This window comes from Massilia sp. METH4, assembly GCF_037094685.1.
Classification (GTDB): domain Bacteria; phylum Pseudomonadota; class Gammaproteobacteria; order Burkholderiales; family Burkholderiaceae_D; genus Rugamonas.
Genome location: NZ_CP146614.1, coordinates 6,110,638 through 6,123,205, shown reverse-complemented (window position 1 = coordinate 6,123,205; position 12,568 = coordinate 6,110,638). Strand labels below are relative to the sequence as shown.

12 protein-coding genes are annotated in these 12,568 nt (G+C 63.6%); 9 read left to right on the top strand and 3 right to left on the bottom strand.

What is annotated here, in order from left to right; translation table 11 throughout:
- Positions 1 to 37: 37 nt before the first annotated feature.
- The 3 genes from V6Z91_RS26700 to V6Z91_RS26690 form a co-directional block, all read right to left on the bottom strand.
- Positions 38 to 445 (bottom strand): CopG family transcriptional regulator, encoded by a 408-nt coding sequence (locus tag V6Z91_RS26700; RefSeq protein WP_338763431.1) that lies wholly within the window; start codon positions 443 to 445, stop codon positions 38 to 40.
- A gap of 144 nt (positions 446 to 589) precedes the next feature.
- Positions 590 to 1,336, bottom strand: a complete 747-nt coding sequence (locus V6Z91_RS26695; RefSeq protein ID WP_338763429.1) for a hypothetical protein — start codon at positions 1,334 to 1,336, stop codon at positions 590 to 592.
- 141 nt (positions 1,337 to 1,477) lie between these two features.
- The gene (locus V6Z91_RS26690) at positions 1,478 to 1,801 is read right to left on the bottom strand and encodes a hypothetical protein (RefSeq protein ID WP_338763427.1); all 324 of its coding nucleotides are present in this window, start codon (positions 1,799 to 1,801) and stop codon (positions 1,478 to 1,480) included.
- A gap of 179 nt (positions 1,802 to 1,980) precedes the next feature.
- On the opposite strand from V6Z91_RS26690, the gene V6Z91_RS26685 reads away from it, so the two are divergent.
- The 9 genes from V6Z91_RS26685 (at position 1,981) to rseP (ending at position 12,451) form a co-directional block, all read left to right on the top strand.
- Positions 1,981 to 4,095, top strand: a complete 2,115-nt coding sequence (locus V6Z91_RS26685; protein ID WP_338763425.1) for a TonB-dependent siderophore receptor — start codon at positions 1,981 to 1,983, stop codon at positions 4,093 to 4,095.
- A 488-nt stretch (positions 4,096 to 4,583) separates the two neighbouring features.
- Entirely contained in the window at positions 4,584 to 5,336 is a 753-nt protein-coding gene (gene rpsB / locus V6Z91_RS26680; protein ID WP_338763423.1) for a 30S ribosomal protein S2, read from the top strand.
- Positions 5,337 to 5,491: 155 nt separating this feature from the next.
- Complete coding sequence (gene tsf / locus V6Z91_RS26675; protein WP_338763421.1) at positions 5,492 to 6,406, top strand: translation elongation factor Ts; 915 nt, start codon at positions 5,492 to 5,494, stop codon at positions 6,404 to 6,406.
- Between the two features lie 231 nt (positions 6,407 to 6,637).
- On the top strand, positions 6,638 to 7,354 hold the full coding sequence (gene pyrH, locus V6Z91_RS26670) for a UMP kinase (RefSeq protein WP_338763418.1): 717 nt from the start codon (positions 6,638 to 6,640) through the stop codon (positions 7,352 to 7,354).
- A 35-nt stretch (positions 7,355 to 7,389) separates the two neighbouring features.
- Positions 7,390 to 7,950, top strand: coding sequence for a ribosome recycling factor (gene frr / locus V6Z91_RS26665; protein ID WP_338763415.1), 561 nt, complete (start codon positions 7,390 to 7,392; stop codon positions 7,948 to 7,950).
- A 316-nt stretch (positions 7,951 to 8,266) separates the two neighbouring features.
- Complete coding sequence (uppS, locus tag V6Z91_RS26660) at positions 8,267 to 9,010, top strand: polyprenyl diphosphate synthase (RefSeq protein ID WP_338763413.1); 744 nt, start codon at positions 8,267 to 8,269, stop codon at positions 9,008 to 9,010.
- Positions 9,011 to 9,016: 6 nt separating this feature from the next.
- Positions 9,017 to 9,850, top strand: coding sequence for a phosphatidate cytidylyltransferase (locus tag V6Z91_RS26655; RefSeq protein WP_338763411.1), 834 nt, complete (start codon positions 9,017 to 9,019; stop codon positions 9,848 to 9,850).
- A 14-nt stretch (positions 9,851 to 9,864) separates the two neighbouring features.
- Positions 9,865 to 11,067, top strand: coding sequence for a 1-deoxy-D-xylulose-5-phosphate reductoisomerase (gene ispC, locus V6Z91_RS26650; protein WP_338763409.1), 1,203 nt, complete (start codon positions 9,865 to 9,867; stop codon positions 11,065 to 11,067).
- Between the two features lie 25 nt (positions 11,068 to 11,092).
- Positions 11,093 to 12,451 carry an RIP metalloprotease RseP gene (gene rseP / locus V6Z91_RS26645; RefSeq protein ID WP_338763407.1) on the top strand — a complete coding sequence of 453 codons (1,359 nt, stop codon included), beginning with the start codon at positions 11,093 to 11,095 and terminating at the stop codon, positions 12,449 to 12,451.
- Positions 12,452 to 12,568 lie beyond the last annotated feature (117 nt).

Genomic DNA, 12,568 nt, shown 5'->3' with positions numbered 1-12,568 from the left:
CGCTTGCCGTTGGGGTGCCTCATGCGCTTGGCGGTCTTTAGCTGATCCGTCCAGCCAGCGCCGCCTTCACCGCCGGGCTCGCATGCAGCGCGCCGAGCACGGTGATCGATTGGATGGTGGCGGCGGCCAGCTCGGGCAATACATCCGGCGCGATCGACGCGAGGCCGAGCACGCGGATATTGAGCATCTCGCCGGCCGCTTGCACCGCTTCCAGGTCGACCCGCGAAAATTGCTGCAAGCCGAGGACGAACTGGTTGCGCTCGACGGTCTGGCGCACGACGTCCGCGTGCTGGTTGAGCTGGTTGCGAATTGCCGTGCGGATCAGGTCCGACCGGTTGGCATAAAAACCCTGCTGTACGAGCAGGTCGATCTGGCCCAGGTCGACCGGGAAAAGGTTGATCGTGATCTTTTCCGAATCGGAAGGGCGGAGCTTAAGGTCTGGCATCTTTATCATCCTATTACCATCCAAGTGGATGGTATATGGAGGATTGTACCGGTCTTTCAAGACCGCGCTCCGGTTTTTTTCGTGCAGGGGTGATGCGCCCAAATTGCCTGAGACAGGGCCATCACCTGGGGCGGTCGGATATGCTCAAGAAATTGCGCCGTGCTGCCGCTCGCGTCTGCTGTCGCAGTCGCACAGCACACACGCTCCTGGCGTGCATGGGGGCGCGTCACTTGACCGGGCGTTTCTTCGGAGGGGGCGGCGGGACCGGCTTTGCCTTCGCGGTGGCCTGCCCAGGTGCGCGAAAGCCGGCCTTCCTGGCCGGCGCTTTTCCGGGGCTCGCGGTGACAGGACCGCCTGCCTTGTTCGGGCCGGCCTTGCTTGCCGGCTGCTTTGCGGTGGCCGCCTTCTGCTCGGCTTCGGCGCAGGCGCGGCCACGATCCGCTCTGCCTCGAACATCGCGCCACCCCACAGCAGCACCATTTGGCGCGGATTGCGGATATACACATCCGTACACCCAAGCTCGACCATGATTGCCGGGCTCGGCAAACGTAGCCGTTCCGCGCTCGTGTGCAGCTTTTCCTGGATGTGGGGTTCCGGCATGATGCGCTCTGCCCAGAACTCGGGCGCAGCGCAGATTTCCTCGTCCACTTTCACGCTCGACGCCGTGATCGTCACGTATTTACCCAGCAGCGTTTTCGCTTCCGCTTCGTCCAGCGAGGCGATCGAGGCCATGTCGAGCAGCGACACCAGCTTCCATTTGCCGATGACGCTGCGCTCGCGGAATTCAGCGCCGGCGAGGGCGTGCGCGGCCTGCGAGAGGAGGAGGGCGGCGGCCAGTGCCAATAGCCGGGCTGGCGCGTGGCGTATCCGGAGGCGGGGCGGGGTGAACATGATTGCTCCTGGGAATTGAACTGAGGAGCAAAGTAGCGAATCCGGGGTGGCAGGCGTTGAGCTGCGTTAAGCAGGCCGGCATTGGCGGCGTAGCGGGACAGGCGCTGGGTTGGCGGCGACTGTCCCTGTGGCGCCTGAACGTCAGTGTCTGGGACCGTCCACCGGCACGCCGTCCGTCGCGGTCAGGTAGCCTTCATCCGCGGCCAGCTGTGCTTCCGGCGGCAGTGCTTCGTGTGCCCGCGCGCGATCCAGCAGCACGTGCACCGTATCGATCTTGTGGCGGATCGCTTCGGCCAGCGAGGCGAGCGTCAGCGGCTCGGGCAGCATCAGTTCGCATTCCTCCGCGGCGCGCGCGGCCGGGTGGCTGGTGGCGATTTCTCCTTGCGCGCCCGTTTCGTCGCGCTCGACGAGTTGCAGTGCATTGCGTAGCCCCTGTTCCAGTTGTTCCAGTCGGCTCGATTGCATCTCTCCCTCCTTTCGCTGTCATCCGATCGAAGGCCGAGCATACGCCGGGCAAGCGTGCGATGCCGCGCGTTTCGCAACGGACCGCCTGCCACACATTGCCACAAATTGCACATCATGCAATAATGTTGAATGATAATAATTCGCATTCACGTCTGAATGCTCCGTCGAGAGAAAAAGAGATGACCCTGAAAAAGACCCCGCTCGCGCTGGCCGCAGCCTTGTTCGTCCACGCGCATACCCTCGCAGCAGCCGCGGATGAGCCGCAAGCCGTCGTGACGATCAGCGGCACGCGTGCCGACAGCCCCGCCTACAACGTGCCGACATCGACCAGCGCGATGAAGATCGATGCGCCGCTGCGCGATATCCCGCAAACCGTCAACGTGATTCCCGAGCAGCTGCTGCGCGACCAGGCCGTGCTGTCGATGGAAGACGCGATGAAGTCGGTGCCCGGCGTGGGCCTGTCGCATGGCGACGGCCAGCGCGACCAGGTGACGCTGCGCGGGTTTTCCGCCATCTCCGACCAGTTCGTGGACGGTTTCCGCGACGACGCGCTGTATTTCCGCGACATGTCGAACGTGGAGCGCATCGAGGTGCTGAAGGGACCGGCAGCCGTGCTGTACGGCCGGGGCTCATCCGGCGGGCTCATCAACCGGGTGACGAAGCGCCCCGGCACCAACCTCAGCGAGGTCGCGGTACGCGTGGGCAGCCACAACCAGCGGCGCGGCGAAGTGGACCTGGCGCGCACGATCGGCGAAAACGGCATGGCATTCCGTGTCACGGGCGCCATCGAACGGGCCGACGGCTACCGCGACCAGCAATTCCTGGAACGCGACGCCATCGCGCCGTCGCTGTTCGTGCCGCTCGGGTCCTCCACGGGCCTGTTGCTGCAAGCCGAACACCTGTCCGACCGCCGCGTCACCGATTTCGGCATCCCGTCCTACCAGGGACGCCCTGTCGACGTGCCGGCCGGCACCTACTACGGTGCCGCCAACGCGCGCGATGTCGACTTCTCGCACGCCGAAGTCTTCGCCGGCGGCTTCACGCTGGAACATCGTTTCAGCGAGCGCCTGAGCCTGCGCAACGGCTTCCGCAAATACGACTACACGCTGGCGCGGAACAATACGCTGGTCGGTTCCGTCAACGAGACGGCACGCACGGCCTCGCTGAACCGCACGAACCTGCGCCGCGAGGAAGATGGCTGGTTCAACCAGACCGAACTGACGCAGATCGCCTCGCTGGCCGGCATGAAGCACCAGCTGCTGTACGGCGTGGAATTTGGCAAGCAGGACAAGGACCAGGTGAACCGCTCGCGCAGCAACGTGGCGACCGTGACGCTGTTCAATCCCGTGCTGCCGGTGCTGCCGCTGGCGCTGGACGTGGCGCCGGCCACCGACAACCGCGGCATCTTCACTACACGCGGCGCCTACGTGCAGGATCTCGTGGAACTGGCGCCGGGCTGGAAGGCGCTGGCCGGCGTGCGCTACGACCGCTTCGAGCAGGAAACGCGCGAACGCAGGGCAGGGCAATCGAACCTGCAACGCGTGGACGCCGACTGGAGTCCACGCGCCGGCCTCGTCTGGCAGCCTTCGGCTACGCAGTCTTACTACGTGTCGTTCAGCCGTTCGTTCCAGCCATCCGCCGAGAACTTCCCGCTGGCTGCCAACAATGCGCAGATCGCGCCGGAAGAGACGACGAACAAGGAAGTCGGCGGCAAGTTCGATTTCTTCGGTGGCGCGCTGTCTGCGACTGCCGCGCTGTTCCGGCTGGAGCGTACCAACGTCAAGTTCACCGATCCGGTGACCAACTTGCTGGTGCCGGTCGGTACCCAGCGTTCCGACGGCCTGGAGCTGACCCTTGCGGGGCAACTGGCGGGTGGCTGGCAGGTATGGTCGGGCTATTCGTTCCTGGATACGGAGGTGGTCTCGTCGCCGGCGCTCGACAGCAGCGACAACGTGATCAAGCGCGTGCCGGTGCAGGGGAAGCGCGCCACGCTCACGCCGCGGCATAGCGGCAACCTGTGGGTGTCGAAGTCGTTTGGGTCTTCGTTACGCGCCGGGCTCGGTGTTGTTGCGGTCAGCGAGCGGTTTGCCAATCCGGGTAATACCGTGAAATTGCCGGGATTCGCCACTGTCGATGCGATGGTGGGGTATCGGCTTGGCGCGGTTGACTTGCAGTTGAACGTGAATAATCTGCTGGATCGGGACTATATCGTGTCGGGGCATGGGAGTGCGCCGAACCTGAACATGCCGGGGGCGCCACTGGGGGCGAGGTTGACGGCGCGATACCGGTTTTAAGATCGGCTGAGTGCTCGCGTGCTGTATTGAAGCGCCTTGCCTCATTGGACGTGCTTTATGTCAACAACACTGCGCGCGAATTCCCTAGCCGTTGGTGCCTTCACACTGGGGTGGACTCGGCCGGTGAGCAGGGAGGCGTGCGGTTCTGACTTGGACGTAATCCCCACGGTCGTCAGCTTTAAGGAGCCCCAGGCCTGCGCAACCCCCGCATGTATCGCTCCACTGATTTGCGGAAACCGTAATTTAAGTACGTGTTGACATATTGGCAATATTATTTGCGGATCGATAGTGACAGCGGGGGCGCCACGTTGCCGGACGGACAGGGCATGCCTTGCCCTGACGGCGAGATCAGGCTAAAATCTCGGGTTGCTTGGACTCGCTCCCTGCAATGTTGTAAAAATCCTACTTTTTAATAAACTCGAACCCGCCCTGCAAGGGTGCCCGCAAGGGTGACTGGGCAGGTTCCAGACCCAACCCTGGAGTAAAAAATGTCTGTAACGATGCGTGAAATGCTGGAAGCCGGCGTCCACTTCGGCCACCAAACCCGATTCTGGAACCCAAAGATGGCTCCGTTCATCTTCGGCCACCGCAACAAGATTCACATCATCAACCTGGAAAAGACCATGGCGCTGTACCAGGAGGCGATGAAGACCGTTCGCCAACTGTCCGCCAACCGTGGCACGATCCTGATGGTGGGCACCAAGCGCCAGGCACGCGACATCATCGCTGCTGAAGCACAGCGCGCTGGCGTTCCTTACGTCGACCAGCGCTGGCTGGGCGGCATGCTGACCAACTTCAAGACCATCAAGACCTCGATCAAGCGCCTGAAGGACATGGAAGCGCAAGTCGAAGACGGCTCCGTCGAGAAGCTGACCAAGAAGGATGCACTGCTGTTCCGTCGCGAAATGGAAAAGCTGCAGAAATCCATCGGCGGTATCAAGGATATGGGCGGTATTCCTGACGCGATCTTCGTGGTCGACGTCGGCTACCACAAAGGCGCCATCACCGAAGCCCAGAAGCTGGGTATTCCGGTCATCGGCGTGGTTGACACCAACCACTCGCCGGAAGGCGTGACCCACGTTATCCCGGGTAACGACGATTCGTCCAAAGCGATCACCCTGTACGCCCGCGGCGTGGCAGACGCGATCCTGGAAGGCCGTGCCAACGCCTCCGCCGACGTGCTGGAGTCGATCAAGACGGCGGCCGGCGACGAGTTCGTGGAAGTCAACGAGCAGGCGTAATCGGCTCGCGTCCGCCCTCGGCGGACATCAGCACTAAATATTAGGCTGTTAAAAAGGGGTGGCTTCCAGCTCCCCTTTTTTTTAACAACGTGCTGGATGAGCAGGCTGCCGCGAGGCGCCGCCCCGGCAACCCCACCGAATAACAGGAGAAACATATGGCAGCGATTACCGCAGCAATGGTCGGCGAACTGCGCGCAAAGACCGACGCACCGATGATGGAATGCAAGAAGGCCCTGACCGAAGCGGCCGGCGACATGGACAAGGCAGAAGAGATCCTGCGCGTTAAGCTGGGCGGCAAGGCTGCCAAGGCTTCCGCGCGTATCACCGCCGAAGGCGTGGTGGCAGCATTCATCTCGGGCAACGTGGGCGCCCTGGTCGAAGTGAACTCCGAAACCGACTTCGTCGCCAAGAACGACGACTTCCTGGCCCTGGCCAACACCGCTGCAAAGCTGGCCGCCGAGAAGAACCCGGCCGACGTGGCAGCCCTGTTGGCACTGCCGACCGAATCCGGCCAGACGCTGGACGAAGTGCGTTCCGCCCTGGTTGGCAAGATCGGCGAAAACATGTCGATCCGCCGCTTCCAGCGTTTCGAAACGACCGGCAAGCTGGCTTCCTACCTGCACGGCACCAAGATCGGCGTGATCGTCGACTTCGAGGGCGCCGACGACCAGGTTGGTAAAGACGTGGCAATGCACATCGCCGCAATGAAGCCGGTGTCGCTGTCCTCCGACCAGGTGCCTGCTGAACTGATCGAAAAAGAGCGCTCGGTTGCCCAGGCTAAAGCCGACGAAGACGCAGCCAAGGCCGCCGCCGAAGGCAAGCCGGCCCAGTCGCCGGACATCGTCGCCAAGCGCCTGGAAGGTTCCGTGCAGAAGTACCTGAAGGAAGTGTCGCTGCTGAACCAGGCCTTCGTGAAGAACGACAAGCAGTCCGTCGAGCAGATGCTGAAAGCCGCCGGCGCGACCGTGAAGGGCTTCACCATGTACGTGGTGGGCGAAGGCATCGAGAAGAAAGTCGACGACTTCGCTGCTGAAGTGGCAGCCCAGATGGCTGCTTCCAAGGGAGCGTAATCAAGAAACGGGCCGAAAGGCCCGTTTTTTTAGGCGGGTTGCGGCCGAAGGCCGGGGAGGGTGATGGGATCTGCCAACATCCTCGCCGCGAACAAACGCAACACAGAATGCAACATCCACCCGTCCCCGAACGGGGTCGCACGGTTGGAGTATCACCCGGCGCAGGAAGCCATCGAGGCTATCATTGCCGCCGGAATGTCACCGAATACATTTACTTAGGAGCCCCAGCTCATGTCAAAACCAGCCTACAAGCGCGTCCTCCTCAAATTGTCCGGTGAGGCCCTGATGGGCGATGACCCGTATGGCATCAATCGCGGCACGATCGAGCGCATGGTCGCGGACGTGGCCGAGGTCGCAAAAATGGGCGTGGAACTGGCGGTCGTGATCGGCGGCGGCAACATCTTCCGCGGCGTGGCGCCCGGCGCCCAGGGCATGGACCGTGCCACTGCCGACTACATGGGCATGCTGGCCACCGTGATGAACGCGCTGGCCCTGGCCGACGCGATGCGCCATGTGGGCGTGACTGCCCGCGTGATGTCGGCGATCGGCATCGAGCAGGTCGTGGAACCGTATGTGCGCCCGAAAGCGCTGCAGTACCTGGAAGAAGGCAAGGTCGTGATCTTCGCGGCCGGCACCGGCAACCCGTTCTTCACCACCGACACCGCTGCCGCGCTGCGCGGTTCGGAAGTCTCGGCCGAGATCGTGCTGAAGGCCACCAAGGTCGACGGCGTCTACAGCGCCGACCCGAAGAAGGACCCGAACGCCACGCTGTACAGCACCATCAGTTTCGACGACGCGATCGCCAAGCATCTGCAGGTGATGGACGCCACCGCCTTTGCGCTGTGCCGCGACCAGAAGCTGCCCATCAAGGTCTTCTCGATCACCAAGCCAGGCGCTATGATGCGCGTGATCATGGGTGAGGACGAAGGCACCTTGGTACACGTCTAAAATACGAACCTCAAGAGAAACAACAGGAGAGCAGCATGTCTACCGCTGACATCAAGAAGAACGCCCAGGACAAGATGGCGAAATCGCTGGAAACGCTGAAGGCCGACCTGGCCAAGGTGCGTACCGGCCGTGCCCACGCAGGCATCCTGGACCACGTGACCGTGGACTATTACGGCAACCCCACGCCGATCAACCAGGTGGCCAACCTGACCCTGATCGATGCCCGCACGATCGGCGTGACGCCGTTCGAGAAGAAGATGGCCGGCGCCATCGAAAAGGCGATCCGCGATTCCGACCTGGGCCTAAACCCGTCCGCCCAGGGCGACACGATCCGCGTACCGACCCCGCCGCTGACCGAAGAGCGCCGCAAGGAAATGGTCAAGCTGTGCAAGAGCGAAGCCGAGGATGCGAAGATCGCCGTGCGCAATATCCGCCGCGATGCCAACGAACAGTTGAAGCGCCTGACGAAGGACAAGGCGATCTCGGAAGACGAAGAGCGCCGCGCTTCGGACGACGTGCAGAAGCTGACCGACAAGGCGATTGTCGATATCGACAAGATCGTGGCCGAGAAAGAGAAGGAAGTGCTGACGGTATAAAGCCGGAAGTCACTTCGAACGTGCAGGGCCTGGTGTCTGACACATTTTCGGGCTTGCCCGAAAATGTGTCAGACACCGGTTTTCTGCGCCGGAGTCAGTGACCGGGTTTTCGGAAAACCGGTGTCGGACACCGAAAATCCGGTGTCCGACACCAAGCCGCACGCGCTGCCGGTGAAATTGCGTCAGCGGCGCGCACCCTCAGCCAGTTCCGCCCACACCCGGGACAGCCCTATTATCAGGAAAATATTTCTTGAAAATAGGTGCCTGTCCCCGGTTTTTTTTGTACAGTTCATCTTTTGGCATTAAAGCGTTACTAATGAGATATACGAGTTCGACGACCGCGGTGCCCGACGTACGGAATGTGCCGCGCCACGTGGCGATCATCATGGACGGCAACGGCCGTTGGGCCACGAAGCGCTTCCTGCCCCGCGTGGCGGGTCACGTCAAGGGCGTGGAGGCGGTACGCACCGTCGTCGAAGCCTGCGTCAACCGCGGCATCGAGTACCTGACGGTGTTCGCCTTCAGTTCCGAGAACTGGCGCCGCCCGGAAGAGGAAGTGTCGCTGCTGATGCGCCTGTTCGTCACCGCGCTCGAGCGTGAAGTGGCGAAGATGCACGCGAATAACATTCGCCTGAAAGTGGTCGGCGATCTGTCCCGTTTCGACGCCAAGCTCCAGGAAATGATCGCCAACGCCGAGCGCAAGACGGCGAACAATACCCGCCTCACCGTCACCGTGTGCGCCAACTATGGCGGCCGCTGGGATATCATGCAGGCAATTGGCAAGATGGTATCGGCCCATCCGGGCGCCACCGACTTTTCCGAGGAGCAGTTGGCACCGCACCTGGCGATGGCCTATGCGCCGGAGCCGGACCTGTTCATCCGCACCGGCGGCGAAGAGCGCATCTCGAACTTCCTGCTGTGGCAGCTCGCCTATACGGAGCTGTATTTCACGGACACGTACTGGCCCGATTTCACCGCCGAGAAGCTGGACGAAGCGATCGCGTCCTACCAGCACCGGGAGCGCCGCTTCGGCCGCACCGGTGAACAACTGAAAAAATAACAACTCATGCTGAAGACCCGGATCATTACCGCCGTCATCCTGTTCGTGGTGCTGGTGGCCGTGCTGTTTTCCGGCTCGCTGCCGGCTGTCCAGGCGCTCGTGGCGGTGGCGTTTTTCGCCGTCACCTGGGAAGCGTTCCGCCTGTTCAAGCTGCGCGTGCCCGTCGTGATCGCCGCCTGCTGGACGGCGGCCTTTCTCTATACCTTCTTCCTGAACACCGGGCTGGAGCAGGCCCGCTTCTGGCTCGCGCTGGGCGCCGCCATCTGGCTGCTGCGCTTCCTGCCATCGCTGAAGGTCGGCCTGCCGCCCATGGAAGGGTTCGGCAATACGCTGCTGTCGATGGTCTATGCCGCCACGCTGGTGTCGTGCTTCGTCGCGATCCTCGTGCTGTTCCAGGTTTCTCCACTGTACCTGGTGTCCGTGATGGCGGTCGTGTTCATCGCCGACATCGGCGCCTACTTCTCGGGCAAGAAATTCGGCAAGCGCAAGCTGGCGCCCACGATTTCGCCGGGCAAATCCGTCGAAGGCGCCGTGGGCGGCTGGATCGCCGTGCTGGTGCTGGCCACGATCACGATCCTTGCCGCGCCTCACCAGCCGTGGCTGCAGGATACCTTCGCCGTGCGCATGCAGGCGAAACTGGGCTGGGGCGTTGCCCTGGCCACGCTCTCCGTCATGGTGGCCGCGTCGATCGCCGGCGACCTGTTCGAATCCCAGCTCAAGCGCCGCGCCGGCTTCAAGGACAGCAGCAACCTGCTGCCCGGCCATGGCGGCGTGCTCGACCGCATCGACGCATTGGTACCCGTATTGCCGATCGCAGCGCTCATCGGCGGCTGGCTGTAATTTAAGGCACTCTCATGCAAAGCATCACCATCCTTGGCGCCACCGGCTCCATCGGCGTCTCCACGCTCGACGTCATTGCCCGCCATCCCGACCGTTACACCGTGTATGCGCTGTCCGCGCACAGCCGTGTCGAGGAGCTGGCCGCCCAGTGCCGGCAGTTCCGGCCGAAGGTCGCCGTCGTCGGCAGTGCGGACGCGGCCGACCAGCTGGCCGCGCTGCTGCGCGCGATGAATGTCGAAACGCAGGTGGGGTGGGGCGAGCAAGCCCTGTGCGACGTGGCGGCGGGCAGCGAGACCGATGCGGTGATGGCCGCCATCGTGGGCGCCGCCGGCCTGGCGCCCACGCTGGCCGCGGCCCGCGCCGGCAAGAAGGTCATGCTGGCGAACAAGGAAGCGCTGGTGATGTCCGGCCAGCTGTTCATGGATGCGGTAGCCGAGTCCGGCGCCACCTTGCTGCCGATCGATTCCGAGCACAACGCCATCTTCCAGTGCCTGCCGGCGAACTACCGCCGCGTACCGAAGGCGGCGGGTGTCACGAAGATCCTGCTGACGGCTTCCGGCGGCCCGTTCCTGAAGCGCGCCGTCGAAACGCTCGACACCGTCACGCCGGCCGAGGCGTGCAAGCACCCGAAATGGTCGATGGGCCGCAAGATCTCGGTCGACTCGGCCACGATGATGAACAAGGGCCTCGAAGTGATCGAGGCGCACTGGCTGTTCGGCGCGCCGGCCGCGCAAATCGAGGTAGTGATCCACCCGCAATCGGTGATCCATTCGATGGTGTCGTATGCCGACGGTTCCGTGATCGCCGAGCTGGGCAATCCGGACATGCGCACGCCCATCGCCAACGCGCTGGCCTACCCGGAGCGCATCGAATCGGGCGTCGCCCAGCTGGACCTCACGCAGGTGGGTACCCTGCAATTCGAGCAGCCCGACTTCAACCGTTTCCCCTGCCTGGCGCTCGCGTACGACGCGCTCAATGCCGGCGGCACGGCGCCGGCCCTCCTGAATGCGGCCAACGAAGTGGCGGTGCAAGCCTTCCTCGAGGAGCGCATCGGCTTCCGCCAGATCGACCGCGTGATCGCCGGCGTGATGGATTCGCTGCCGCACGGCCCGGCCTCGTCGATCGAGGCGGTGATGGCGCAGGATGCGGCGGCGCGCGCCGCGGCCGAGCGGGCGATCGCCGCGCTGGGCCATCCGCTGAAGGCGGCCAACGCCTGACGGCGCGGATTGCGAGGGGCTTACCATGAACCTGCTGCAGACACTGCTTGCCTTCATCGTTGCCCTGGGCACGCTCGTGATCATCCACGAGCTGGGCCACTACCTGGTGGCGCGCTGGTGCGGCGTGAAGGTGCTGCGCTTTTCGGTCGGCATGGGCCGCGTGGTGTGGTCGCGCCGTTTCGGGCCGGACCAGACCGAGTGGGCCGTTTCCGCCTTGCCGCTGGGCGGCTACGTGAAAATGCTGGACGCCCGCGAGCAGGACGCGAAGGATATCCCGCCCGACGACCTGCCGCGCGAATTCACGCGCCAGAACGTGTGGAAGCGCATCGCCATCGTCGCCGCCGGCCCCATCGCCAATTTCCTGCTGGCGATCGCGCTGTACGCCGGCCTGTACATGCACGGCATCGAGGAGCCGGCCACGCGCATCGCGGAGCCGGCGGCGCGAACGCCCGCGTCGATCGCCGGCCTGGATCGCGACGACGTGGTGCGCGCCGTCAACGGCAATCCCGTCCAGGGTTGGTCCGAGCTGCGCTGGGAGCTGATCGAAGCGGTGGTCGAGGCGAAGGATGGCACGCCCGCCCAGGTCGAGCTGGAGCGGCCCGGGCGCGGCCGCTTCACGTTCACGCTGCCGGCGGAAGCGCTGCGCGCGGTCGACCTCGACGATGACGTGCCGGGCGCACTGGGCTTTGCCATCTGGCTGCCCGCGCCCGTGCTGGGCAAGGTCGATCCGGCGGGTGCCGGCGCGCGCGCCGGCCTGCGCAGCGGCGACCAGGTGGTGGCGATGGACGGCAAGCCGGTCGTCGATATCGGTGCGTTCAGCGGCGCGATCCGCAAGGCCGCGGGCCGCACGGTGCAGCTCGACGTGCGGCGCGGCGGCGAGATCGTGCAGGTGCCCGTGGTGCCGGACGCGGAGACGGGTAAAGACGGTGTAACAGTCGGTAAGATCAAGGTCGAACTGCTGGGGCGGCCGGATATGATCGTCGTCGCGGATGGTCCGCTCGCCGCGCTGGCCAAGTCCGCGCGCAAGGTGTGGGACACCAGCGTACTCACCGTGCGCATGATCGGCAGGATGATCGTCGGCGAAGTCTCGTGGAAGAACGTGACCGGTCCCATCACGATCGCCGATTACGCGGGCCAGAGTTCGCGCATCGGGCTGGCCAGCTATCTGTCGTTCATGGCGGTCGTCAGCATCAGCCTCGGGGTAATGAATTTGCTCCCGATACCGGTTCTGGATGGCGGCCATTTGCTGTATTATTCGCTGGAAGTTTTGACTGGGCGCCCGGTGCCGGAGCGTTTTGGGGAGATTGCACAGCGGCTGGGTGTCGGGTTGTTGGTGACCTTGATGGCGCTCGCTGTATTCAACGATGTCGCGCGGTTGCTGTAATCCGCTTGGCCGCGTGTGCAGTCTCGTATTCGGGAAGCTGGTTCGGAATGATTGCGGAAATGGTGTCGCAAGACGCTGCCGGATTATCGCGAAGCGGCTTTCACGCCTTTAATTTTG